At 64.8% G+C, this 23,426-nt stretch carries 24 protein-coding genes; 10 read left to right on the top strand and 14 right to left on the bottom strand.

The genetic code is table 11. The features are described from left to right. Positions 1-34: 34 nt before the first annotated feature. Both ACTRWG_RS07205 and ACTRWG_RS07200 read right to left on the bottom strand, forming a co-directional pair. Positions 35-736 carry a winged helix-turn-helix domain-containing protein gene (locus ACTRWG_RS07205; protein WP_260002302.1) on the bottom strand — a complete coding sequence of 234 codons (702 nt, stop codon included), beginning with the start codon at positions 734-736 and terminating at the stop codon, positions 35-37. Next, entirely contained in the window at positions 708-1,001 is a 294-nt protein-coding gene (locus tag ACTRWG_RS07200; protein WP_260004281.1) for a hypothetical protein, read from the bottom strand. Before ACTRWG_RS07200 ends, ACTRWG_RS07205 begins: the two co-directional genes overlap by 29 nt. A gap of 170 nt (positions 1,002-1,171) precedes the next feature. Here ACTRWG_RS07200 and ACTRWG_RS07195 point away from each other — a divergent pair, with 170 nt between their 5' ends. The 4 genes from ACTRWG_RS07195 to ACTRWG_RS07180 all read left to right on the top strand — a co-directional run bounded on the left by ACTRWG_RS07195 (position 1,172) and on the right by ACTRWG_RS07180 (position 5,203). Next, positions 1,172-1,690, top strand: a complete 519-nt coding sequence (locus ACTRWG_RS07195) for a hypothetical protein (RefSeq protein WP_027236021.1) — start codon at positions 1,172-1,174, stop codon at positions 1,688-1,690. 101 nt (positions 1,691-1,791) lie between these two features. Continuing rightward, a complete protein-coding gene (locus ACTRWG_RS07190; RefSeq protein ID WP_027236022.1) occupies positions 1,792-2,409 on the top strand; it encodes a ribonuclease HII in 618 nt (205 codons plus the stop codon). Positions 2,410-2,516: 107 nt separating this feature from the next. After that, on the top strand, positions 2,517-3,620 hold the full coding sequence (locus ACTRWG_RS07185; protein WP_027236023.1) for a site-specific DNA-methyltransferase: 1,104 nt from the start codon (positions 2,517-2,519) through the stop codon (positions 3,618-3,620). 191 nt (positions 3,621-3,811) lie between these two features. After that, positions 3,812-5,203 (top strand): adenylate/guanylate cyclase domain-containing protein, encoded by a 1,392-nt coding sequence (locus ACTRWG_RS07180; RefSeq protein WP_027236024.1) that lies wholly within the window; start codon positions 3,812-3,814, stop codon positions 5,201-5,203. A gap of 3 nt (positions 5,204-5,206) precedes the next feature. Here the strand turns inward: ACTRWG_RS07180 and ACTRWG_RS07175 are convergent, their stop codons facing one another. Then, entirely contained in the window at positions 5,207-6,340 is a 1,134-nt protein-coding gene (locus tag ACTRWG_RS07175; RefSeq protein ID WP_027236025.1) for an alkane 1-monooxygenase, read from the bottom strand. Between the two features lie 84 nt (positions 6,341-6,424). After that, the gene (gene mutY, locus ACTRWG_RS07170; RefSeq protein ID WP_027236026.1) at positions 6,425-7,489 is read right to left on the bottom strand and encodes an A/G-specific adenine glycosylase; all 1,065 of its coding nucleotides are present in this window, start codon (positions 7,487-7,489) and stop codon (positions 6,425-6,427) included. Between the two features lie 84 nt (positions 7,490-7,573). On the opposite strand from mutY, the gene ACTRWG_RS07165 reads away from it, so the two are divergent. Continuing rightward, positions 7,574-8,101 carry a DUF721 domain-containing protein gene (locus ACTRWG_RS07165; protein WP_027236027.1) on the top strand — a complete coding sequence of 176 codons (528 nt, stop codon included), beginning with the start codon at positions 7,574-7,576 and terminating at the stop codon, positions 8,099-8,101. Next, a complete protein-coding gene (locus tag ACTRWG_RS07160; protein ID WP_027236028.1) occupies positions 8,098-8,769 on the top strand; it encodes a DsbA family protein in 672 nt (223 codons plus the stop codon). Before ACTRWG_RS07165 ends, ACTRWG_RS07160 begins: the two co-directional genes overlap by 4 nt. Positions 8,770-8,864: 95 nt before the next feature. Here the strand turns inward: ACTRWG_RS07160 and lpxK are convergent, their stop codons facing one another. The 5 genes from lpxK to ACTRWG_RS07135 all read right to left on the bottom strand — a co-directional run bounded on the left by lpxK (position 8,865) and on the right by ACTRWG_RS07135 (position 14,943). Next, positions 8,865-9,866: a tetraacyldisaccharide 4'-kinase gene (lpxK, locus tag ACTRWG_RS07155; RefSeq protein ID WP_462829167.1), complete on the bottom strand. Its 1,002-nt coding sequence runs from the start codon at positions 9,864-9,866 to the stop codon at positions 8,865-8,867. After that, entirely contained in the window at positions 9,853-11,046 is a 1,194-nt protein-coding gene (locus ACTRWG_RS07150; protein ID WP_259967713.1) for a 3-deoxy-D-manno-octulosonic acid transferase, read from the bottom strand. The genes lpxK and ACTRWG_RS07150 overlap by 14 nt, the downstream gene beginning before the upstream one ends. Positions 11,047-11,159: 113 nt before the next feature. Then, the gene (locus tag ACTRWG_RS07145; protein ID WP_462829166.1) at positions 11,160-11,963 is read right to left on the bottom strand and encodes an inositol monophosphatase family protein; all 804 of its coding nucleotides are present in this window, start codon (positions 11,961-11,963) and stop codon (positions 11,160-11,162) included. Continuing rightward, complete coding sequence (locus ACTRWG_RS07140; RefSeq protein ID WP_462829165.1) at positions 11,950-13,296, bottom strand: TldD/PmbA family protein; 1,347 nt, start codon at positions 13,294-13,296, stop codon at positions 11,950-11,952. The genes ACTRWG_RS07145 and ACTRWG_RS07140 overlap by 14 nt, the downstream gene beginning before the upstream one ends. A 123-nt stretch (positions 13,297-13,419) precedes the next feature. Further along, positions 13,420-14,943 (bottom strand): DUF2125 domain-containing protein, encoded by a 1,524-nt coding sequence (locus ACTRWG_RS07135; RefSeq protein ID WP_462829164.1) that lies wholly within the window; start codon positions 14,941-14,943, stop codon positions 13,420-13,422. 135 nt (positions 14,944-15,078) lie between these two features. On the opposite strand from ACTRWG_RS07135, the gene ACTRWG_RS07130 reads away from it, so the two are divergent. From ACTRWG_RS07130 to ACTRWG_RS07120, 3 genes are read left to right on the top strand one after another with little or no spacing between them, the layout of a single operon-like run. Beyond that, positions 15,079-15,828, top strand: a complete 750-nt coding sequence (locus ACTRWG_RS07130; RefSeq protein WP_027236034.1) for an SDR family oxidoreductase — start codon at positions 15,079-15,081, stop codon at positions 15,826-15,828. Next, complete coding sequence (locus ACTRWG_RS07125) at positions 15,825-16,436, top strand: enoyl-CoA hydratase/isomerase family protein (RefSeq protein WP_462829163.1); 612 nt, start codon at positions 15,825-15,827, stop codon at positions 16,434-16,436. The genes ACTRWG_RS07130 and ACTRWG_RS07125 overlap by 4 nt, the downstream gene beginning before the upstream one ends. Then, the gene (locus tag ACTRWG_RS07120) at positions 16,433-17,119 is read left to right on the top strand and encodes a VOC family protein (protein WP_462829162.1); all 687 of its coding nucleotides are present in this window, start codon (positions 16,433-16,435) and stop codon (positions 17,117-17,119) included. Before ACTRWG_RS07125 ends, ACTRWG_RS07120 begins: the two co-directional genes overlap by 4 nt. Here the strand turns inward: ACTRWG_RS07120 and ACTRWG_RS07115 are convergent. After that, the gene (locus ACTRWG_RS07115; RefSeq protein ID WP_027236037.1) at positions 17,116-17,409 is read right to left on the bottom strand and encodes an HNH endonuclease; all 294 of its coding nucleotides are present in this window, start codon (positions 17,407-17,409) and stop codon (positions 17,116-17,118) included. The two genes, ACTRWG_RS07120 and ACTRWG_RS07115, sit on opposite strands and share 4 nt — an antisense overlap. A gap of 68 nt (positions 17,410-17,477) precedes the next feature. Between ACTRWG_RS07115 and ACTRWG_RS07110 the strand changes: the two genes are divergently transcribed. Then, the gene (locus ACTRWG_RS07110) at positions 17,478-18,677 is read left to right on the top strand and encodes a TIGR03862 family flavoprotein (protein WP_462829161.1); all 1,200 of its coding nucleotides are present in this window, start codon (positions 17,478-17,480) and stop codon (positions 18,675-18,677) included. Here the strand turns inward: ACTRWG_RS07110 and ACTRWG_RS07105 are convergent. From ACTRWG_RS07105 to leuS, 4 genes are all read right to left on the bottom strand, one after another. Then, positions 18,650-19,240 (bottom strand): glutathione S-transferase family protein, encoded by a 591-nt coding sequence (locus ACTRWG_RS07105; RefSeq protein ID WP_027236039.1) that lies wholly within the window; start codon positions 19,238-19,240, stop codon positions 18,650-18,652. The genes ACTRWG_RS07110 and ACTRWG_RS07105 overlap by 28 nt on opposite strands. A 76-nt stretch (positions 19,241-19,316) precedes the next feature. Continuing rightward, the gene (gene holA, locus ACTRWG_RS07100; protein ID WP_435661173.1) at positions 19,317-20,345 is read right to left on the bottom strand and encodes a DNA polymerase III subunit delta; all 1,029 of its coding nucleotides are present in this window, start codon (positions 20,343-20,345) and stop codon (positions 19,317-19,319) included. Next, positions 20,342-20,857: an LPS assembly lipoprotein LptE gene (gene lptE / locus ACTRWG_RS07095; RefSeq protein ID WP_260028806.1), complete on the bottom strand. Its 516-nt coding sequence runs from the start codon at positions 20,855-20,857 to the stop codon at positions 20,342-20,344. The genes holA and lptE overlap by 4 nt, the downstream gene beginning before the upstream one ends. Further along, entirely contained in the window at positions 20,844-23,408 is a 2,565-nt protein-coding gene (leuS, locus tag ACTRWG_RS07090) for a leucine--tRNA ligase (RefSeq protein WP_027236042.1), read from the bottom strand. Before leuS ends, lptE begins: the two co-directional genes overlap by 14 nt. Positions 23,409-23,426: the final 18 nt, after the last annotated feature.

Below are 23,426 nucleotides of genomic sequence, written 5' to 3'. Positions count from 1 at the left end.
GAACACATGATGTTGAGCGAACCGGAGCAAGCAGTCAGACCATCCGGATCACGTCCTTGCTGATGGCCAGCACGTAGCCGCGCTTGGCGATGTTTTTGACCAGCAGTTCACTGACCATCTGATTGCCCAGCGTGTCCCGCAGCCGCTTGATCCGGGTGGCGCCGGCGGCCTCCTCGCAATCTGCCGACGTGCGGCCTGAGATGACCGCCTCGATCTCGGCGCCTGACAGCACATCGTCGTCCAGCCGGGCCTCGGCCAGAACCGACAGGGTTTCCATTGCGGCGGGCGTCAGCCTGAATCCCATGTTGTTGAGGTAGACAGTGTTTTCATCGCGGCTGATCAGCAGCTCATTGACCTGGATACCCGCCCGTTCGATCTGCGCCATGCGGCGGTTCAGCATCACCAGCATGCCCAGCACGGCCAGCGCCGCCACCATCATCGCGGTGGCGAATACCAGCAGCACAAAGATCACCATCCGGTAGCTGGTCAGCGTGTCGGCAAACGCGGTGCCGGACTGGGCCAGGATTTCCAGCAGCTTGATCTCGGCCTGGGCGGTCAGGTCGTTTTCGACAAACAGCCGCTCCACCCGTTGGTTGAAGGCATTGGCATCGGGCAGGGTCAGCAGCAGCACTGTGCCGGCGATCACCAGCAGCGCCACAATGGCGGCGATGCCGAAGGCGATCACCCTGCTGCCGGCGGCGCGCGCCTCAGAAACGGAGATAGTAGGATCCGGCATTGGCCCTCCTTTGCTGCAGGCCTTCGGGGCCGAACACGGACAGGACATTCAAGAGCTGCCATCCGCCGGACGCGATGCGCGCCTGGATTTCGCTTCTGGCGGCCTCTTTCTGGCAGGCGCCCGAAAGCTGGATCACGCCGTAGTGCAGACGCAACGGGTTGTCTTGCTTGGCCTTGTAATCGGCGTAGCACTCGGCGGCCTCGGCCGGAGTGGAAAGCGTCAGGAGGGCGGCCGCAAGCGCGGTGGTCAGGAGGTGCTGTTTCATAACGGCATCCTGCGGTTCTGCGGTGTGAAATTCAATAACCGCAGGGGGTTGGTCAGGCTGATATCTGATAACAACAGGCCGATATTGCCTGTCCGGAGCGGGCAGGAGCAGGCTGGGGTCATCAAGGCGCATTGGCTGCGCGACAATCTGATTTTGAGAAAGGTCCTGCTATGACCCGGACACACCGCCCGCAACCGCACCGCAAATTCATTGCTTTGATCGTAGCTGCATCCATCGCCATCACGGGTTTCTCAGCAGCCCCCGCCCGCGCCGATGAAGACGTCGCGAAGATTCTTGGCGGCCTGGCGCTGCTGGGGATCCTTGGTGCTGCGATCAAGCATTCGCGGGACAAGGATGACAATGCGGTGACGCATAACTACACGCAGCCGCACCACAACCATTCGCACGGCGGCCGCAATTACCGGGGCTACAGCCGCCATGACGGCTATGTGAAACCGCTGCCGCCCCGGGTGCGCCGCTATGACCTGCCGTCCCAGTGCCTGAAGTACTTCCCGCGCTACAGCGCCAATCATCCGCTGGTCGGCCAAGGCTGCCTCGAGCGCAGTTACGGCCACACCAAGGCGCTGCCGCAGTCCTGCCGGGTGACGTTCTGGAACGGCAAGCGCCATCGCACCGGGTACAAGCCCGGCTGCCTGAACAGCCACGGTTACCGGCTGGTGCGGCGCTGACACTGATTGCAGATTCGAGCAGCAGCAAACTGGGGGGCTTCGGCCCCCCTTTTTTTGCCGCCGCCCTTGCATAACCGGCAGGCATTGGCTTTGACGGAAGGATGACACAGCCCGACTACAGCCTTGAAGCCGCCGCCCTTGCCCAAGGGCACCTGAGGATTGCCGGAGTGGATGAGGTGGGCCGCGGGCCGCTGGCCGGGCCGGTGACGGCTGCGGCTGTGGTTCTGGATGCCGCTGCGATCCCGGAAGGTCTGAACGACTCCAAGAAACTGAGCCTTAAGAAGCGCGAGGCGCTGGAAGGCAAAATCCTGTCCTCCGCGCAGACGGCCATTGCCCATGCGACGGTCGAAGAGATTGATTCCCTGAACATTTTGCGCGCCTCCCACCTGGCGATGGAGCGTGCGGTGGCGGCGCTGGATCCGGCGCCGGATTACCTGCTGATCGACGGCAACCTGATCCCCAAGGGGCTGGTCCTGCCCTGCGAGGCGGTCGTCAAAGGCGACGCCAAATCGCTGTCGATTGCGGCTGCGTCGATCATCGCCAAACTGGCACGCGACCGGATCATGGTGGATTTGGCGCAACAGTTCCCCGGTTACGGCTGGGAGAAAAACGCAGGCTATCCCTCGAAACAGCACCGGGACGCTCTAGTTCAGTTGGGAGTGACCCCACATCATAGGCGCTCCTTTAAGCCGGTACACAATATCTTGTATCAAGAGTGAACCGTAGGGCGTTGTTATAATAAACAAATTGACCTCGAATCCGCGATGACTCATCCTGTGGACAACCAAATGAGCGCAAAAATGCGCCGCGGTTATGAGGCAGAGCAATGAATAAAACCATGACAAAGGGCGCGGCAGCGCTCCCTTTAAACACGATTATTGGCGGGGACTGCGTCGAGGCGATGAACAGTCTGCCGGCCAATTCGGTCGATCTGATCTTCGCGGATCCGCCGTATAACCTGCAGCTGAAAGGCCAGTTGCACCGTCCCGACAACTCCAAAGTTGATGCCGTGGACGATCACTGGGACCAGTTTTCCAGTTTTCAAGCATATGACCAGTTCACCCGCGAGTGGCTGAAGGCGGCACGCCGGGTGCTGAAGCCGAACGGCTCGATCTGGGTAATCGGCTCCTACCACAACATCTTCCGGGTCGGCGCAGTGCTGCAGGACGAAGGCTATTGGGTGCTGAATGACGTCATCTGGCGCAAGTCGAACCCGATGCCGAACTTCCGCGGCAAGCGGTTCACCAACGCGCATGAAACGATGATCTGGGCATCGAAGTCCGAGGGCGCGAAATACACCTTCAACTACGAGGCGCTGAAGGCGCTGAACGAAGGCATCCAGATGCGCAGCGACTGGGTGCTGCCGATCTGCACCGGCCATGAGCGGATCAAGGACGAGAACGGCGACAAGGCGCACCCGACCCAGAAACCGGAATCGCTGCTGCACCGGATCCTGGTTGGCGCGACCAACCCGGGCGACGTGGTGCTGGACCCGTTCTTTGGAACCGGCACCACCGGCGCGGTGGCCAAGATGCTGGGCCGCGAGTTCATCGGCATCGAGCGCGAGGAAGCCTACCGCAAGGTGGCGGAGAAACGCATCAAAGCAGTGCGCAAATTCGACCGCGAGGCGCTGGAGGTTTCCGCCAGCAAGCGCGCGGCGCCGCGGGTGCCGTTCGGCCAGCTGGTTGAGCGCGGTATGCTGCGCCCGGGCGAGGAGCTGTACTCGATGAACCGCCGCCACAAGGCCAAGGTGCGCGCAGACGGCACGCTGATCGGCGACAACATCAAGGGCTCGATCCATCAGGTGGGCGCGCATCTGGAAAACGCGCCCTCGTGCAACGGCTGGACCTACTGGTGCTTCAAGCGCGATGGCAAAACAGTGCCGATCGACGTGCTGCGCCAGCAGATCCGGGCCGAGATGCAGAACTGACGGCCACGGTTTCAGAACACAACAGTCTATTGCAGGCGCCTGTGCTGAATGCGCAGCCGCACACCTTGCCCCGCCTGCCCAAGGCGGGGTTTTTTGCGCCTGTGCGGCCCGATGCGCTATTCCCTGTGCATCGCAGGGCATTTATCTGAAGTGCCGGCGCTGCAGCAGCCAGCGCGCAGGAGGGAAAGCCAATGACCGATACCGCCTTTGCGTCCGGATCCAGCGCAGTTCAGGCGGCGGAGCGCGGCAGCTTGCAGCAGGCCGCATCCGCCGAAAGCAAGTTCGCAGAGGCGGCACTGGATGCGCACAAGCGGCGCGGCCTGCAGCTGGCGGTGCGGGCCCGCTGGATCGCGATGCCGGTTATCGGCGTGTTCCTGATTTTCATCAATCCGGCTTGGGAGATGCTGTACTATCAGGGGATTTTGCTGCTGTTGTGCCTGAACGGCTGGTTCATCAGCCGCGCCGGACGGGTCGGGAGGTCACGGGTGGAGCTGGCCCTGATCTTTGCCGATCTGCTGATTATGACCGTCGGCATGGTGGTGCCGAACCCGTTTGCCAGCCAGGAATTTCCCGTGGCCATGCAGTACCGGTTCGACAACTTTCAGTATTTCTTTGTTATTCTGGCGGCCGGCACGATGGCCTATTCCTGGCGCACGGTGATTGCGATGGGCGTCTGGACAGCAGCGATGTGGCTGGGCGCGCTGGCGCTGGCGTGGTGGTTTTCCAGCCCGCTTCCCGGTCTGAGCGAAGCTGCCCGCGCAGCTTTCCCCTGGGATCCGCATCTGCTGGCGTTTTTCGACCCCAATGATTTTGTCGTGCGGCTGCGGGTGCAGGAGGCCGTGGTCTTTGTGCTGGTGGCGGTGACGCTGGGTTTCTCGGTGCGCCGGTTCAACGGGCTGCTGCGGCGCAATGCCAGCCTGACGCGGGAGCGGGCGAACCTGTCGCGCTACTTTTCGCCAAATGTGGTCGAGCAGCTGTCGCAGAACGACGAGCCGCTGAAACAGGTGCGCAGCGAAAATGTCGCGGTGCTGTTCATCGACATCGTCGGCTTTACCCGGCTGTCAGCGGAGATGGATCCGCGGGTGGTGATTGATCTTTTGCGCGAATTCCACGGGCGCATGGAGCGCGAGGTGTTCCGCCATCACGGCACGCTGGACAAGTATCTGGGTGACGGGCTGATGGCGACCTTCGGCACGCCGGTGTCGGGTGTGCGGGATGCCAGCAACGCGCTGGCCTGCGCCCATGCCATGCGGGACTCGCTGGCGAAATGGAACCGGGAGCGCGCGAAACAGGGCAAGCCGGAGATCCGCGCCGGAATCGGCATCCATTATGGCGAGGCGCTGCTGGGCGACATTGGTGCCAACCGGCTGGAATATGCAGTGATCGGCATGACGGTTAATGTTGCCGCCCGGCTGGAGAACCTGACGCGCAAGTTGCAAGCCAGGATCGTAGTCAGTGAAACGCTGGCGGAGCAGGTCAAGGCGGAGCGGGCAGAGCCGGAGCTGCTGGATGGCGCCACCCGCCACCCCGGGCAGGAGGTCCGCGGGCTGGATCAGCCGATGACCGTCCTGGCCTGGGGCTGAGCCTTAGCGCGGCAGCGGGTTCTGCGCCTTGTTATAGGCGTGCCAGTCGGTGATCTCGGGATAGTACCGCTGCCGCCAGCGCCGCACGCGGGGGTTCATCACCCGGCGCCACAAGGGCGGAATCATCGCCGCGATGGTCATCACCGGGTAGCCATAGGGCAGCTGCGGCGCGTCAGCCTCGGTATAATTTTGCAGCAGCGGAAAGCGCCGGTTCGGCTTGTAGTGATGGTCTGAGTGGCGCTGCAGGTTGATCAGCAGCCAGTTCGACGCCTTGTGCGCCGCATTCCAGGAATGCCGCGGCTGGACGGGCTCATACTTGCCATCGCCCAGATGCTTACGGGTCAGCCCGTAATGCTCGACGTAGTTGACCACCTCCAGCTGCCAGATGGCGGTGCCGGCCTGCACCAGGAACAACAGCACGCCGGTTACCCCGCCCAGCAGCAGCGCCAGAAGCAGCATGGCCGCCTGCAGCGCCCAGTAGCGGAAGAACGGGTTGGAACGGTCGGTCCAGGGGCGGTTTTTCTTCGCCAGCTTTTCCTTCTCGGCGCGGAAGGCGGAATGCCAGCACTGCCGCAGCACCCGTGGATAGAAGCGGTGGAAACCCTCGTTGTAGCGCGCGGTGACCGGATCGCGCGGGGTGCCGACATAGCGGTGATGCACCAGCAGATGCTCAGACCGGAAATGCGAGTACAGCACCATCGCCAGAAGGATATCCCCCAGCCAGCGTTCCACCCGGCTGGACTGGTGCATCAGCTCGTGGCTGTAGTTGATGCCGACGGCGCCGGTCACCACGCCAACACCAAAGAAGGCGGCGAATTTCTCAAAGCCGTTCAGGTGATCCGCGCCGCTGACGTACCAGATCAGGCCGAACAGCGTGAGGAATTGCAGCGGCACCCAGGCCGCGGTCAGCGCCTTGTACCATTTCAAGTCGCTGTCCGGCGTCTGCGGATCGGCGTTTTCCAGATTTAGGCCGAACATCCCGTCCAGCACCGCAAACAGATGCCAGGTCACCAGCGGCGGCAGCAGCAGCGCCCAGCCCCCCTGCAGCGCGGCAATCCAGACCAGCGGCAGCAGCAGAAAGGACATCCAGAACGGCAGGGCGCTTTGCCAGCGGGCAAGGGTTTCGGGGGCAATCATGCCGGTGTCTCCCAATCAGTCAGCGCGCGTTTGCGCCGACCCTAGGCCCAAAGACCTGAAAACCCAAGAGCCGGGCAGCCTGACCTAACGCCCCTTGTAAAGGTCGAAGGCCTTGCGCATCACCGTGGGCAGGCTGGCAGGGCGGAAGTCGTGGCGGGGGAACAGCTCCTGATCCGCGGCGGGGTTGAACCCTTCGGGCAGTTCAGCGGTCATCACCTGCAGGATCAGGTGGAAGTGGGTGAAGGTGTGGCGCACCTCGCCGCCCAGGTCCTGCCAGTCCGCCGCAAAGGGGGGATTGGGGGCAGGGGCCTCATTCCACTCCGACCCCGGCCAGCCCAGCATGCCGCCCAGCAGCCCCTTGTCCGGGCGCCGTTCCAGCAGCCAGGTGCCCTGCGCGGTCTTGGCCAGGTAGACGATGCCGTACCGGGTGGGTTTCGGCTTCTTCGGTGTTTTCTTGGGCAACTCAGGGGCCGTGCCGGCCACCCGCGCCGCGCAAGGGTCCCGCCAGGGGCAGATGCCGCAGGCCGGGTTGCGGGGGGTGCAGATGGTGGCCCCCAGATCCATCACCGCCTGGGCATAGTCGCCGGGCCGCTGGTCCGGGGTCAGCTCTGCCGCGCGCTCTTTCAGCACGGGCTTCGCGTCAGGCAGGGGTTCGTGAATATCATGCAGCCGGGACATCACCCGCTCGACATTGCCGTCCAGCACGGTTTCCGGCCGGTCAAAGGCGATCGAGGCGATGGCAGCGGCGGTATAGGGGCCGATACCGGGCAGCTTGAGCAGCCCCTCATAACTGTCCGGAAAGACCCCCTCCCGCTCAGCGGCCACCGTGCGGGCGCATTTCAGCAGGTTGCGGGCGCGGGCGTAATAGCCAAGGCCCGCCCACTCGCTCATCACGTCGGCGTCCTCTGCCGCGGCCAGATCCAGCACCGTCGGCCAGCGGCTGGTGAAGCGCAGGAAATACTCCCGCACCGCGGCCACGGTGGTTTGCTGCAGCATCACCTCGCTCAGCCAGACCTTGTAAGGATCAGGACGGATTCCGGTGGCGCGCTCTGCCGGGCTGACGCGCCAGGGCATTTCGCGCGCGTGGATATCGTACCAGGCCAGCAGCTCTCCGCTCATTTCCCCGGCATTGCTGTTCAAGTCACGCATTCGTTATTCCCTGGCTTTCGGTTAGGCTGGCACCTGTACTCGGGCTCTTTACAATAGGGTACGCAGTCGAGCAAAAGCTAGATCATGGCATTCAGGCGCAGCACAACACGCGGGTTCGCACGAACCTCCAAGCTCCTCAACGAGCAGATCCGCAAGGCGGGAGAAAGCCGGGGATTCGCGGTGTCCCGGCTGCTGACCCATTGGGAAGAGATCGCAGGCCCGGATATTGCCGCCATGGCGCGGCCTGTGAATGTCGGTTATGGCCGCGGTTCCTTTGGCGCCACGCTGACGGTTCTGACGACCGGGGCCAACGCGCCGATGCTGGAGATGCAGAAGGAACGCCTGCGCGAGCGGGTGAATGCGGTTTACGGCTTCAACGCCATCTCGAAAGTGCGGATCACGCAAACGGCACCGACGGGATTTTCCGACGGCCGCGTGGAATTCAAATATGCCCCCAAGGTGCAAGCGCCGCTGCAGCCGGACCCGCAGGACGCTGCGGAGGCCAGCAAGGCAGCCGAAGGGGTGGAAAACGAAGAGTTGCGCGCCGCCCTGGAACGCCTGGGGCGCAATGTGCTGACAAAACAGAAAACGCAAGGAAAGGGGTTCAAATGACCCGTCTCATGTCTGGTGTGTTTGCCGCAGTTGCGGTGGTTGCGGGCGGTTATGCCCTTTCCGGGTTCAACGGCCAGAGCAAGCTGCCGGAAAATCCGCTGGTCGGCGCTGCCTTTGCGCAAGAGGCCGAAGTGGACACCTCGACCATCACCGAGATGACCCTGGGAGCTGAGGACGCGCCGGTCACGCTGATCGAATACGCGTCCTACACCTGCCCGCACTGCGCCAATTTCCACAACACGGTCTTCAAGCAGCTGAAGGAAGACTACATCGACACCGGCAAGGTGAAATTCGTCTACCGCGAGGTCTACTTTGACCGTTACGGACTGTGGGCGTCGATGATCGCGCGCTGCAACGGGGCGGAGAAGTTCTTTGGCATTTCCGATCTGATCTACAAGGGCCAATCTGAGTGGGCGCGCGCCGGCGGTGCATCTGAAATCGTTGATGAGCTGCGCAAGATCGGCCGTCTGGCGGGTCTGGAGAACGAGCAGCTGGAAGCCTGCCTGCAGGACGGCGAAAAGGCGCAGACCCTGGTGACCTGGTATCAGGAGAACGCGACCGAGCACGGCATCGAGTCGACGCCGTCCTTCATCCTGAACGGCGAGAAGATCTCGAACCAGTCGTATGAAGAGTTCAAAAAGCTGCTGGACGCAGAGCTGGAAAGCTAAAGCGCTCCGCTGCAAATATGGAAAGCCCGGGCCGTGTGCCCGGGCTTTTTTCTTTTAGCGGCCACAGCGAATCCTGCGGCTAACCCCGGTGCGGGTCAGGGCGCGGGCGCAGCTTTCCGCAACAGGTCTCTCAGCGCGTCATCCCCGGCAACCCGCAGTCTTACAGGCAGGGTGATCACCTTGCGGCGGAAGCTGTCGGGCAGGCGGACGGCATCCTTTTCCGTTGTGACCAGCTGAGCATTCCGCAGCTTGGCTTCATTCTCCAGCCGGTTCAGCAGTGCCGGGGTCAGCGGCTGGTGATCGTCCAGCGCCTCGGCCCGGGCAATGTCCGCCCCAAGGCTGCGCAGGGTGTCGAAGAATTTCTGCGGATGGCCGATGCCGGCAAAGGCCAGAACGCGGGTGCCGATCCAGGGCATACCCGTTTGCAGAGGCTCCAGCGCGCCGGTGAAATGCGGCAGGCCCTGCAGCTGGCTGCCCCAGGCGGCGGCGAATGCCTGCTGGGCCGCCTCCGGCCCGATCGACAGAACAGCATCCGCGCGTTTCAGCCCGTCGGCCACCGGCTCCCGCAACGGACCGGCCGGCAGGCAGCGGCCGTTGCCGAACCCATGCTGCGCATCCACCACGATCAGCGACAGATCCTTGGCCACCGAAGTATTCTGAAAGCCGTCGTCCAAAATGATGACCGTCGCTCCAGCTGCGGCAGCGGCACGGGCGCCAGCTGCGCGGTCCTTGGCAACCCAGACTTCGCCAAAGGCGGCCAGCAGCAGCGGCTCATCGCCCGTCTGCGCAGCCTCATGCTTGCCGGGAAGCACCTGCACCGGCCCCTCCAGCGTGCCGCCGTAGCCGCGGGTCACCACATGCGGCTCATGCCCCTGGCTGCGCAGGGTTTCGAGAAGCCAGATCACCGTGGGCGTCTTGCCGGTGCCGCCGGCGTTCAGGTTGCCGGCGCAGATAACCGGCACGCCGGGTGCGGCTGGGCTGCCCTTGGCGATTCTTGACGCGGTGGCGCGCGCATAGGCCCATCCAAGCGGCGCCAGCATGGCGGCCCGCACATCGAATTCGCCCGGCGGCTTATGCCAGAAATCAGGTGCCCGCATCGGAATCCTCGCGCTGGTCCAGCAGGTCCTGAACCTTTTCCAGAAGTGTGTCGGTCGTGGCCGCGCTTTCGGTCACGCTTTGCCAGCCGGCCAGCGCCATCTCTGCCGCCTTGTCCGGCGCCGACATTGCGACCACGGCATCGGTCATTTCCTCCTGCGTCCGCACCGGCCGGGCAGCGCCGGCCTTGGCCAAGCGCTCGTACAGGTCGCGGTGGGCGTGGATGCCGGGGCCGTGCAGCAGGGCCGAGCCCAAGGCAGCAGCATCCAGTGGCGACTGGCCCTGGGCCGCGGGGTCCAGGCTGCTGGCGATCAGCGCAACCGGAGACAGCCGGTACCAGAGGCCCAGATCCTCGCCGCCGGTCAGCAGCACCTGCGTGAAATCCTCCGGCTCGCCGCCGGTCTCCCAATCGGCGAAGGACAGCCCGCTGTCCTGCAGCAGGCTGCGGGCGGCGTCCAAGTCCGCGTGATCATCCAGCGCGATCACCAGCAAGAGCCGGTGCAGCAGCCGCAAGGCGCCCCGGTGGGCGTCCAGGATGCCGGCCAGCTCGCTCAGCTTGACATGGGCGGCCAGCCAGACCGGGCGGCTGCCCAGGGTCTGCTGCATCGCGGCCAGTTCATCATCGTTGCAGCCGGGCGGAATAGCGGAAACCCGCAGCTTGCCGGCCAGCTCTACCCGCTCCGCCGGAAAGCCGGTCCGGACCAGCCGCGCCTGCACCGCCTTGGACGGGGTCAGGATGCAGGACAGGCCCTCCAGCAGGCGCCGCCGCTGGTCCGGCAGCCAGCGGCTGGCCCGGTTCGGGACTTCATCCTCCAGCAGGTCGGCCAGCAGAACCCCGGTGCCCTGCTCGCGCAGCTGCCGCAGCATCACCCGGCGGGCGGGGGGGCCGGTCCAGATGCAGGCGTCAGGCTGCCAGTGGCTCAGGAAGTCCCGCGCCTCCGCCGGGGTGTCTTCAGCCAGCGGGCCGACGGGAACATCGCAGCCGACGGTGCCGGTCAGCCGCAGGTCCGGCTCCCAGCTTGCCAGAACCGACAGGTCCGGGCGCAGGTTCTTGAGACGGCGGCCGATATCGCACAGCGCCAGGTAGCGCTCAGGCGTGGTTGCGTGCACCCACAGCAGCTCGCCGTTGGGACGGGGCTGCAGCACGGATTGGCGGCTGGGAGCTGTGGTTCGCCGTTGCATCTGGTTCGATCTGAAATTTCCGGCCCAAGGTATCGGCAACATGCGGGTTTGTCTGTGAAAAACTTGTCGGTGCTGCGGCCGCGGCTGCTACCGCGGCTTAAGGCCGCGCGCTGTCAATGTCCAGTGATGCCGGGGCTGTCCGGGTCCAGCGCGCTCAGCAGGGTCCGGTGCAAGGCGCGGCTGCCGGCCACCACGCCGTTCAGGCGCGGGGCCGGGTTGTTGAAGCGCAAGGGGGTGCCGGTCCTGTCGGTGATGGTGCCGCCGGCCTCGCGCAGCAGCAGGTCGCCCGCGGCGATGTCCCATTCCCAGCTGGGCCGCAGCGTCAGCATCGCGCCGAACCGGCCGTCCGCCACCTTGGCCAGCCGGTAGGCCAGCGAGGGGCGGTAGCTGCGGATGAACGCGGGCGGGGTGCCGCCCAGCCAGTGATGCGCTTGCAGATTGGGCTTGGCGGCCAGCACTTCCGTTGCGGCCAGATCAACGGCGGCGGACACTTGGATCGGGGCGCCGTTGCAGGCGGCGCCCTGGCCCTCGGCTGCGGTGTACATCAGCTCCCGCTGCGGCAGGTAGATCACCGCCGCGGTCACAACGCCTTTTTCCGCAACCGCAATGGAATGCGCCCAGGTGCGGGAGCCTTGGGCAAAGCTGCGGGTGCCGTCGATCGGGTCGATGATGAACACCCGGTCCCGTGTCAGCCGCGCGGCGGTGTCCTCTGTCTCCTCCGACAGCCAGCCGTAACCGGGGCGCGCGTTTTGCAGCATGTCTTCCAGCATGGCGTTCACGGCCAGGTCTGCTTCGGTCACCGGGCCTGCGCCGCCGGGCTTGTCCCAGCTTCTGGCCTCGGGACCTGTGAAGCGGCATGCGATGTCTCCGGCCAGTTCCGCCGCTTTTACAAGCAGGGGAAGGTCAGTTGCCGGCAAGTGTCATCCCCTCGACCAGCAGCGACGGCACCACGGTGGACAGATACGTGCGCGCGTCATTGGCCGGAACAATCCGGCGCAGCATGTCGTGCAAGTTGCCCGCGATGGTGCATTCGTTCACCGGATAAGCGATCTCGCCGTTTTCCACCCAGTAGCCTGAGGCGCCGCGGGAATAGTCGCCAGTGTTGGGGTTGATGGTGGAGCCGATCATCGAGGTGACCAGCAGGCCGGTGCCCATCTGTGCGATCAGTTCCTCGCGGCTGGCCCCGCCCTGGGTCAGCGCGATGTTCCAGGTCGAGGGCGAGGGCACCCCGCCGATGCCGCGGGCGGCGTTGCCGGTGCTTTCCAGACCCAGCTTGCGGGCGGAGGCAAGGTCCAGCGTCCAGCCGGTCAGCACGCCGTTGTCCACCACAGTGCGGCGGCGGGTCGGCAGCCCCTCGCCGTCAAACGGGCGGGAACCGGAAATGCGCGGGCGGTGCGGGTCCTCGATGACCGAAAGCGTTTCGGGCAGCACCTGCTGGCCCAGCGAATCCTTGAGCCAGGAGGAGCCGCGGGCAACGGCCGCGCCGTTTGCGGCCGACATCAGATGCCCGATCAGGGAGGAGGAGATGCGTTCGTCAAACAGAACCGGAAAGCTGCCGGTCTTGGGCTTGCGCGCGCCGAGCCGGGCAACGGCCCGTTCGCCGGCGGTTTTGCCAATGTCCTGAGCGCTGCGCAGATCCGCCTGGAAGGTGCGCGAGTCGCCATCGTGGTCGCGCTCCATGCCAGTGCCGGTGCCCGCAATCCCGGTGCAGGACAGCGACCGGCCAGTGCGCTGGTAGCCGCCGGAGAATCCGTTGGTGGCCGCCAGATGCACCGCATGGCGGCCATAGCCCGCCGCGGCGGATTGCACTTGGGTGATGCCGTCAATGTCATGGCAGGCAGCCTCTGCGGCCAGGGCATCTGCCTGCAGGGCGGCGGGTTCCGGCTCGCCGCTGGGGTCTTCAAGCTCCAGCGCGCCCAGGTCCCAATCCTGCGCCAGCTGCGACGGCTCGGCGAGGCCGGCATAAGGGTCTTCCGGTGCTTCCCTGGCCATCGCCACGGCCCGTTCGGCCATGGCAGCGATGGTTTCCGGGCGCATATCCGACGACGATACCAGCGCCTGCCGCTTGCCCACAAACACCCGCAGGCCCAGGTCGGTGCCCTCAGAGCGCTCCGCATGCTCCAGCTTGCCCTCGCGCACTTCGATGCTGAGAGAGCTGCCCTCGGCAGCCATGGCATCAGCGGCATCCGCGCCGGCCTTGCGGGCGGCGTCAATCAGGGCGTGGCAAAGCGCTTCGGGGGACTGGGTCATGGGCACCTTCTGTTCTGCTCTGTAAAAGAGCTATCCAGTGAGGCGGCCTGCCGCAAGTGCGGGCTGTAAAAAAGGGGGCTGCGCATGGCAGCCCCCTTACAGATCCCGTCAGGTATTTGACGGTTATTTAATGCGCTGGCCGTTGGCGTGAATCTGGCCGTCTTCGGAGATTTCGATCTTCGAGGTCAGCGTGTCCTCACCCTCGCCCGGCACTGCCAGCATACCCATCATCATCCGTGCGCCCATGGCGTCGCCCTCGGTCATCAGGCCCATCTGGATCAGCTTGTCGATCAGGGTATTGGCACCGGTCAGCTTGAGGTTGGCCTCGCCCGAGGGGGCGGGCATGCCGTCAAAGCTGGTCAGGTCCTCGTTGTCGAAGGTGAAGTCGCCGGTGCCGGTCAGCTCAGCGCCTGCGGCAGAGACCTGCAGCTGCTTGACGGTCAGCGCGTTCAGTTCGCCGGGCTGTGCCTCGCCTGCTTCGACAGATTCCATCGCTTCCGGGTCAAACATGTCAAACAGCACCTTGCCCTTGCCGGCCAGGTCCAGAACGACGGTGGCCGGGTCATGCGGCAGCTGGCCGGTCGGATCGACCATGCCCCACAGCATCTCCGGAACCGCAAAGTCGCGCAGGGTGACGCCCAGGGCGAAATCCTGCTCTTCCTCGGATTGGGCAAGCGGCATCATCAGCTTGAACCCGGCTTCCGCCATGCTGAGCGCCAGCGGGAAGGGGATCTCTGACCCGGTGATGTTCACATTGGTGCCGCTTTGCGACAGGTCATAGGTCAGGTGCTGGTTGTCCATCGCCACCGCGACCGAGCCGCCCTCGGAGCTGCTTTCCATGGCAAAGGTTTCGCTGCCGTCCTGGCCGGAAATCGAGCCGTTGCCGCCGGCAAAGGTGAAGGTGCCGTCAAAGGCAAAACCGGCCTCCAGCAGCGCCGCCATGTCGGGGGCGTCGAGACCGGCCGGAACGGTGCTGGTGCCCTTGAAGCTGAGCCCCTCCAGCGCGCCCTTGAAAGACCCGTTGCCGTTGCTTTCCGGGTCCTTGAAACCCATGTCGTAGCTGAGGCTGGAGGCGGACAGCGACTGTTTGTAGGTGCGCACATCCGCGATCGTCATGTCGGTCGTGGTGGTCACATCGTTCAGGGTGACCAGGACATTCGCCACGCCGTCCGGCACGGCCTCACCATCGGCGGCCAGCTCTGCCAGCGTCATGGTGACCTTGGAGGAGCGGTAATCATAGCTCATGTTTTCGGTGTCGCCGGCCACCGTCATCGGCGCGCCGTCGTGAGTATAGATCAGCTTGCCCGAGAATGTTTCGCCGTCGCCTGAGAATTCGAACCCTACCGGAAATTCCGCAGGCAGCAGCAGGTTCACGGTGCCATCGCCGTTTTCCACGAACTGAATTTCCGGGAGGCTGACGGTGCCGGACCCGTCCTCTTCGGGGATCGGCATGACCATCGACACATCGGAGACGGTCAGGGTGCTGCCGGAAACGGATTCGGTGCCGGACACGGTATAGCCGGTGCTGGTCAGATAGGCTTTCCATTCGGCCCAGACATCCTGAGCGCTCAGATCGGCCAGGGCGCCCTGCGCTGAAACAACCAAAATTGCCGCTGCGGCACCGCCGCGCGCAAAAATTCGGGACATTAGAGAACCTTCCTCTGTGAGATAATTGAAATCATCGTCGGCCCGGCGGGCAGTGCCGTCAAGGGGGCCATGGGCTGGACCGTTCCCCGTAACCGCTTTACCACTTGGGTCAGCAGCCACTTGGAGGGACAGCGGATGGATTTCAATGGAAAAACAGTTGCAATTACCGGGGCCAGCCGGGGCATCGGCGCGGATGCAGCCCGGGTCTTTGCCGCTGCCGGGGCCAATCTGGTCCTGCTGGCAAGAAGCGGCGGGGCGCTGCAGGACCTGGCGGCGGAGATCGGCGGGAATGTGCTGACCTTCGCCTGCGATGTGGCTGACTATGCCGCGGTGGAGGCGGCGCTGGCTGAGGCGCACCGGAAATTCGGCAGCCTCGATGTCCTGATCAACAATGCCGGGGTGATTGAGCCGATTGCCAGGCTGGAGGCGGCGCAGCCCGAAGACTGGGGCAAGCTGATCGATATCAACGTCAAGGGCGTGTTCAACGGGATGCGGGCAGCGCTGCCGCTGATGAAGCCCGCAGGCGGCGGCACCATCATAACCGTCAGCTCCGGCGCGGCGCACCGGCCGCTGGAAGGCTGGAGCGCCTATTGCACCTCCAAGGCGGGGGCGGCGATGCTGACCAGCGCGCTGGATCTGGAGGAGCGCGGCAACGGCATCCGCGCCATAGGCCTGTCACCGGGCACGGTGGCCACCCAGATGCAGCGCGAGATCAAGGCCAGCGGCATCAACCCGGTGAGCGAGCTGGAGTGGGAGGACCACATTCCCGCCGAATGGCCCGCCCGGACGCTGATGTGGATGTGCACAGCCGACGCGGACGATTATGTCGGCGAGGAAGTCTCCCTGCGCGAGGACAGCATCCGCCAGAGGGCCGGTTTGGTATGATCGGTCTGGACATAGCGGACAGCGGCCTGTGGACCATCACAATCAACCGCCCTGACAAGGCCAATTCGCTGACGGAAGCGATGCTGACAGAGCTGGCAGAGATTGCTAAACGCGCGCAGGAAGCGCGCGGGCTGATCCTGACCGGCACCGGCAAGGTCTTCAGCGCCGGTGCAGATCTGGACGAGGCGCGGGCCGGTCTGGCGACTTCTCCGGTGTGGGAGCGGCTGTCGAATGCGATGGCCGCTGTGCCCTGCCTGAAGGTGGCCGCCCTGAACGGAACCCTGGCAGGCGGCGCCAACGGCATGGCGCTGGCCTGTGATATCCGCATTGCCGTGCCGTCAGCCAAATTCTTCTATCCGGTGATGAAGCTCGGCTACCTGCCCCAGCCCTCGGACGCGGGCCGGATGGCGGCGCTGATCGGGCCTGCCCGCACCAAGATGATCCTGGCGGCAGGACAGAAGATCACCGCGCAGGAGGCCTATGATTACGGCCTCGTCGACCGGATCGTGGAGCCGGAGGCGCTGATGGCCACCGCGCATGAGCTGCTGGCGCATTCGCTGGAGGCCAGGCCGGAGACCGCCGCCGGGATCCTGAGGATGTGCCGGTGAAGCGGCTGTCCGGCGTTCAGCTGCAGGTGCAGGATCCCGAACGGCTGGCCCGGTTCTATTCGGATGTGCTGGGCATGACGGCGCGCAGCGAAAACGGCGGCTGGCGCGCAGGTTATGCAGGGGCGGACGCCGATCTGGTCCTGCAGCCGGGCGGCCGCCCGGTGCAGCATTCACGGGATGAGCGGTATTGGAAAATCGGCATCTGCCTGCCCGATCTGGACACCGCCTGCGAACAGCTGCGGCAGAAGGGGATAGAAGTTTCTGCCCCGCACCAGTTCCGCAACATCGGCTATATGGCGCATCTGCACGATCCCGAAGGCTTTGCCATCGAGCTGCTGCAGCACGACTTCCAGGGCCAACGGCCTGACGGGGCAGGCGATCCGGCGCTGCCGCTGGGCGGCGGGGCGCATCTGGGTCAAATCACCCTGCGCACCGGCGACATTGCCGCCGAGCTGGCCATGCGCGCGGACATGACGCTGCTGTCGGTTCAGGACGTGGCTGAGTTCGGCTTTGACCTGCACTTCCTGGCCTATACGGACGAAACCCCGCCGGATCCGGATCTGCAGGCTGTTGGCAACCGGCCGTGGCTGTGGAAGCGGCCGTATACGACGCTGGAATTCCAGCATATTGCCGGGGCGGACTTGCGCGACAGCCCTGCCTTTCTGGGGCTCGAAATCACTTAACGCTTACGCCGCTTGCCAGGCACGCGGGAGCGGAAGCCCGGTGGGCGTTTCTGCACCCAGGCAATGAACTTGGCCAGCCGCGGGTGTGTTTTCAGCGCTTCGGGGGTGCTGTATTCGCGGGCCAGCTCCGCCTCGGTCAGCGCCGCATGGATTTCGCGGTGGCAGATATCATGCAGCAGCACGGTCGGCCCGCCCTTGCCTCCTTTCAGTTTTGGGATCAGATGGTGCAGGCTTTGCGGGACACCGTCTGGGATGGGACGGCCGCAAAGCGGGCAGACCGGATCGGACATGTGCGGGCCTCTTGCGGTTTCGTGCGGTGAATAGACACGCTGGCGGCAGGGGCTGGCAAGGGGATGGTATGACGGAAACGTGGGACGCAGTGGTGATCGGCGCCGGGCCTGCGGGGCTGATGGCGGCAGAGGAGCTGGGCCGCGCCGGGCACCGGGTGCTGGTGATCGAGGCCAAGCCGTCGGTGGCGCGCAAGTTTCTGATGGCGGGCAAATCCGGCCTGAACCTGACCAAGGACGAACCTTTTGAACAGCTGATCACGCAGTATGGCGGCGCGGCGGGCTGGCTGGGCCCGATGATCCGCGCCTTTGATGCGCAGGCCGTGCAGGACTGGGCGCAGGGTCTTGGGAGCGCGTTGTTCACCGGATCGACGGGCCGGGTGTTTCCCACGGTGATGAAGGCCTCGCCGCTGCTGCGTGCATGGCTGGCGCGGCTTGACGGGGACGGCGCTCAGATCCGCACTCGCTGGCGCTGGAGTGGATGGGACGGTCCGGCGCTGGCCTTTGAGACGCCGCAGGGCCCGCAACGGATCGAGGCCGGGGCCGTGATTCTGGCGCTGGGCGGCGCCAGCTGGGCACGGCTGGGCTCGGACGGGGCCTGGGTGCCGTATCTGCGTGAAGAGAGCGTGAAAATCGCGCCGTTCCAGCCAGCCAATACGGGGCTTCTGGTCGAGTGGTCCGCGCATATGAAGCCTCAGTTCGGCCAGCCGCTGAAGGGTATCGCGCTGCGCGCCGGCAGTCTGGTATCGCGCGGCGAAGCGGTCATTTCAGAACGCGGCTTGGAAGGCGGCGGCGTTTATTCCGTCTGCGCGGCGGTCCGGGAGGGCGCCGTATTGCACATGGATCTGCTGCCGGACCTGGACGCGGCGGAGATTGCCCGCCGTCTGTCCCGCCCGCGCGGCAAGGCGAGTTTTTCTAACCATTTGCGCAAGGTGCTGAAGCTGGGGCCTGCGCGAACGGCGGTGTTGCAGGAATTCGGACGCCCGCTGCCGCAGGAGGCGCAGGCCCTGGCGCAGCTGATCAAGGCGCTGCCGGTAAAGCACGCAGGCCTGCGCCCGATGGATGAGGCGATCTCCACCGCAGGCGGGGTCTGCCGGGATGCACTGGATGACACCCTGATGCTGAAACAACTCCCCGGAACATTCTGTGCCGGGGAGATGCTTGATTGGGAGGCGCCGACGGGCGGCTATCTTCTGACCGGATGCCTCGCGACCGGGCGCTGGGCAGGGCGGGCTGCGGCGGATTATTTGGCCAGCGCTGCAACCCGCTGAAACGCCTCGCGCTCCCGCATCCGCTTGCCGTAGTCCTGCAGTTTCTCCCCCTCGACAGGGAACTTGGCGCTGCGGGCCCAATTCAGGCAGTGGGTGCAGATGATGTCGGCTATGGTGAAATCCTCCCCCATCAGGAAGGGACCGGCCATATTGCTTTCGAGCCGCGCCAGATTGTGGCCGAATTCCCATTTCAGGCTGCCTTTCACCTCCGGCACCCGCTGCTCTTCGGGCAGGATAAAGCTGTGGCGGGCCGCAGCCCACAAGACGGCGTCGATTTCGTCCAGCAGCAGATGAGTCATCGCGTCCTGCTTGGCGCGGGCCACGGTTCCGGCGGGTGCGGTCAGCGCACCGTGTTTGTCAGCCAGATAGGTGATGATGGCGGTCGAATCGGTGATGACCTCACCCTCCGCCTGCAGCACCGGCACCTTGCCCGAAACATTCAGCGCCTGAACTTCCGGGCTGCGGGGGCCGTGCTGGCTTAGCTCGTAAGGTTGGCCAAGCTCTTCAAGGGCCCAAAGCACCCGGAAGGTTCGGGTGAGCGGGGTGCCGGTGACGGTATACATCGTCTTTCTCCTGTTCTTGTGCTGTTAAGATGGGCAGCAGACCAAGGCGGATCAAGCGGGACGGTGCGTAGCCAAATCAGCGGGCGCGGCCCAGCATTGCCAGCCGGATCAGCGCCCGTTCCATCAGCGCCAGCGCCGGCGCGGTCTGACCGGCAGAGCGCAATGCCAGATCGGTGTCGGTGATGAGCGTCAGCGCGGTTTCCAGCCGGTTCGCGCCCCAGTTCTGCGCCTGCCGCAGCATCCGGTCGCGGCGCTTGCCATACAGCGGCGGACGCAATTGGCCGATGCCCTGTGCGGGGCCGCCGGGGGCAGAGGCGATGGTGTAAAGCGTGCGGAAATGCCGGGTTGCGCCGATGCACAGCGTCACCGCGTTGGTGCCTTGCGCCTGAAGGCGGCGGATCAGCGGGCCGATTTCGGCGCTGCGCCCTTCGGCCACCACGTTCAGCACATCATCCAGTGCGGCTTCGGTCGATTGCGGGGCAACGGCGCTGATATCCTCCAGCGACAGCGGGCTGCTGTCGCCGTGTTTATAAAGCGCCAGTTTCTCGATCATGCGGGAGAAATCGCCGGGGCCGATGTCATTGGCGATATCCGTCAGCGCCGACATGCTGTCGCCGGGCACGTCGCGTATGCCGGCCTCGCCCAGGATGCGTTCGATCTCGGCCCTCGAGGGCGGGTCGTCGTAGATGCCAACCGCATAGGCGTTGCTGTGGCCTTCAAATGCCTTGCGCAGCTTGGAGGAGGCTTTCAGCTGGCCTGCGGTGACAACGATCTGCGCGTCGCCCGGCTGCCATTCCTCCAGCGCTGCGGTGATGGCGGGCGTGGCCGTGTCGTTGGCGCCCTCGACAAAGACCGCCCTGACGCCGGGAAAGAACCCCACTGCCTTGACCGCGTCCAATAGCTGGGCCGGATCCTTGCGCAGGTCGCTGCCGGGCAGGCGGCTCAGGCGCATCTCTTCCTCGGCGCCGGGGCCAAGCAGTGCGGCCAGCACCTGCTGCCGCTTGAGCGACACGCGCATGGCGTCGGCGCCATAGATCAGGATGCCGGTCTTGCCCGGATCGGGCTTGGCGAAATAGCCGTCGGCCTCGCGCGGGGAGAGCTTCATTCTGCCGGAGCGGAGAGGTCCGCCGTTGCCAGAATCTGGGTGGTGATCTGGTCCGCCAGGATCACCATCAGCCGCTCATGCGCGTCCCGCTCGCCCGCCAATGTTTCCACGGTGGAGCCGGTGGCCGAGTAGCCGGTGAAGTTGCGCACGGTGCCGCTGGAGACGATATTGCCAGCTGACAATTCCGTTAGGGAATAGTTAACCGTTCCGATCACCGAGTAGCGGGTGATCTCGTTATCCGCGGTAATCGCCTGGCCTTCTTCCTGGGTGCTGAGCGTCAGATCCAGCTTGTAGGCTGCGCTGCCGCCGCGGCCCAGCCGCTGTTCCAGGTTCTGCACCAGGAAATAGGCATCGGTGCCAGTGGCGCCCTTGATTTCCTCCGGCGCCAGAACCGCGATCCGCCCATGCAGCGCGGACCCGGTGCCGCCGGGGGCGTACACCGGGGTAAAGCCGCAGGCCGCTGCCAGCAGGGGCAGGGCCAGCAGCAGGGTTCTGCGGTTAAGCAACGACATTCACAATCCGGCCCGGCACCACGATCACCTTTTTCGGAGCGCCGCCATTCAGCGCCTTTTGCACAGCTTCATGCGCAAGGGCCAGTTTTTCAACCTCTGCCTTGTCCAGATCCTTGGCGACCTCAATCTCGCCGCGGCGCTTGCCGTTGATCTGGATCGGCAGGGTGACGGTGTCCTCGACCAGCATCGCCTCGTCCGCAACCGGCCAGGGCGCGGTGGCGCACAGGCCTTCGCCGCCCTGATGGTTCCAGATGTCCTCCGCCAGGTGCGGGGTCATCGGGGACATCAGCTGCGCCAGGGTCATCACGGCCTCGCGCTGCACCTTGTAGCTGGCCTTGGATTTCGACAGCGTGCCGGTGAAGGCATACAGCTTGGCGATCGCGGCGTTGAAACCGAAGGAATCGATGCCCAGCGTCACGTCGCGGATGCATTTGTGCATCTCGCGCAGAAGGTCTTCATCGCCTTCACCTTCTGCGTTCCGGTCCATCTCTCCGATCCGGTCGCACAAGTTCCAGACCCGGGTCAGGTGCTTGTGCGCAGCCTCGGCGCCAGACGCGGTCCATTCGACGTCCCGCTCGGGCGGCGAATCGGACAGCACGAACCAGCGCGCGGTATCCGCGCCGAAGGACGAGATGATGTGCAGCGGGTCCACAACGTTGTTCTTGGACTTCGACATCTTGGCGGAGGGGATGATCTCCACCTCTGTGCCGTCCTTCAGGAAACCCTTGCCGTCTTTCAGCTCCACTTCCTCGGGGTAGTGGTAGACCGGGCGGTGGTTCTCACCTGTGGTCTTGTAGATCGCGTGGGTCACCATGCCCTGGGTGAACAGCGCGTCAAACGGCTCCTTCGATTTCTCCGGAAGGTGGCCGCAGATGTGCATCGCACGGGCGAAGAAGCGCGAGTACAGCAGGTGCAGAATCGCGTGCTCGATGCCGCCGATGTACTGGTCGACGTTCATCCAGTATTCGGCCTCGGCCATGTCGGTCGGGGTTTCGGCGCGCGGAGCGGTGAAGCGGGCGAAATACCAGGACGAATCCACGAAGGTGTCCATGGTGTCGGTTTCGCGCTGGGCCGGCTTGCCGCAGGACGGACATTCGCAGTCGCGCCAGTCCGGGTGGCGGTCCAGCGGGTTGCCCGGCACCGAGAAGTCGATCGGCTTGCCGCCCTCATCATAGGGCAGGGCAATCGGCAGGTTCTCTTTCTTCTCCGGCACCACGCCGCAGGCTTCGCAATGGACGACAGGGATCGGGCAGCCCCAATAGCGCTGGCGGCTCAGCCCCCAGTCGCGCAGGCGGTATTTGGTGACACCCTGGCCCCAGCCGGCTTTTTCCGCGAAATCGACAGTGGCGTTGATCGCTTCTTCGCCAGTCGCCTCGGTCAGCCCGGCGAAGTGGTCGACCCAGCGGACCTTTTCGGACTTCGGCGGCACCAGAGCCTCGGCCGCGACCGGCGCGTCCTCATCCAGTGCAAAGAAGGCGTTGGTCACCGGCAGATCATACTTGCGGCAGAAATCCAGGTCGCGCTGGTCATGCGCCGGGCAGGCGAAGATTGCGCCGGTGCCGTAATCCATCAGGATGAAGTTGGCGATCCAGACGGGCAGTTCCCATTCCGGATTCAGCGGATGCTTGACGCGGATGCCGGTGTCATAGCCCAGCTTTTCCGCCGTCTCGATGGCTTCCTCGGTGGTGCCGCCCTTGCGGCACTCGGCGGCAAACGCCGCAACCTCTTCCGATTCGGCTTCCAGCGCCTTGGCGACCGGGTGGTCGGGCGAGATGCCGACGAAGGACGCGCCCATCAGCGTGTCAGGGCGGGTGGTGTAGACTTCAATCGGCTCACCGCCATCGGTGCGCTCAAACGAGAACTGCAGGCCGCGCGATTTACCGATCCAGTTTTCCTGCATCAGGCGGACCTTTGCGGGCCAGTTTTCCAAGCCGTCCAGCGCCGACAGCAGCTCTTCGGAGAAATCGGAGATTTTGAAGAACCATTGCGTCAGCTCGCGCCGCTCCACCAGCGCGCCGGAGCGCCAGCCGCGGCCGTTCTCGACCTGCTCGTTGGCGAGCACGGTCATGTCAATCGGGTCCCAGTTCACCACCGCGTTCTTGCGGTAGACCAGGCCCTTCTCCAGGAAGTCGAGGAACAGCGCCTGCTGCTGGCCGTAATACTCCGGATCGCAGGTGGCAAACATGCGGCTCCAGTCCAGCGACAGGCCCAGCGGTTTCATCTGCTCCACCATCGTGTCGATGTTCGAGTAGGTCCAGTCCTTGGGGTGCCCGCCAGAGGCCATCGCGGCGTTTTCGGCGGGCATGCCAAAGGCGTCAAACCCCATCGGGTGCAGCACGTTATGGCCGGTGGACAGCTTGTAGCGCGCGATCACGTCGCCCATGGTGTAGTTGCGCACATGGCCCATGTGCAGCTTGCCCGACGGGTAGGGGAACATCTCCAGCACGTAGTACTTGGGCTTATCGCCGGTTCGCTTGGCCTGGAAAATTCCGGCCTCGTCCCAGGCTTTCTGCCATCGTGCTTCGATTTCAGGAGCTATGTAACGCGGCATCAGAGCGGTCCTTTGCAT

The sequence above is a fragment of the Leisingera sp. G5_S3_59_S7 genome, from assembly GCF_054968485.1.
Note: the sequence above shows the minus strand (reverse complement) of the source record. Positions and strands in the feature narration are given on the sequence as shown.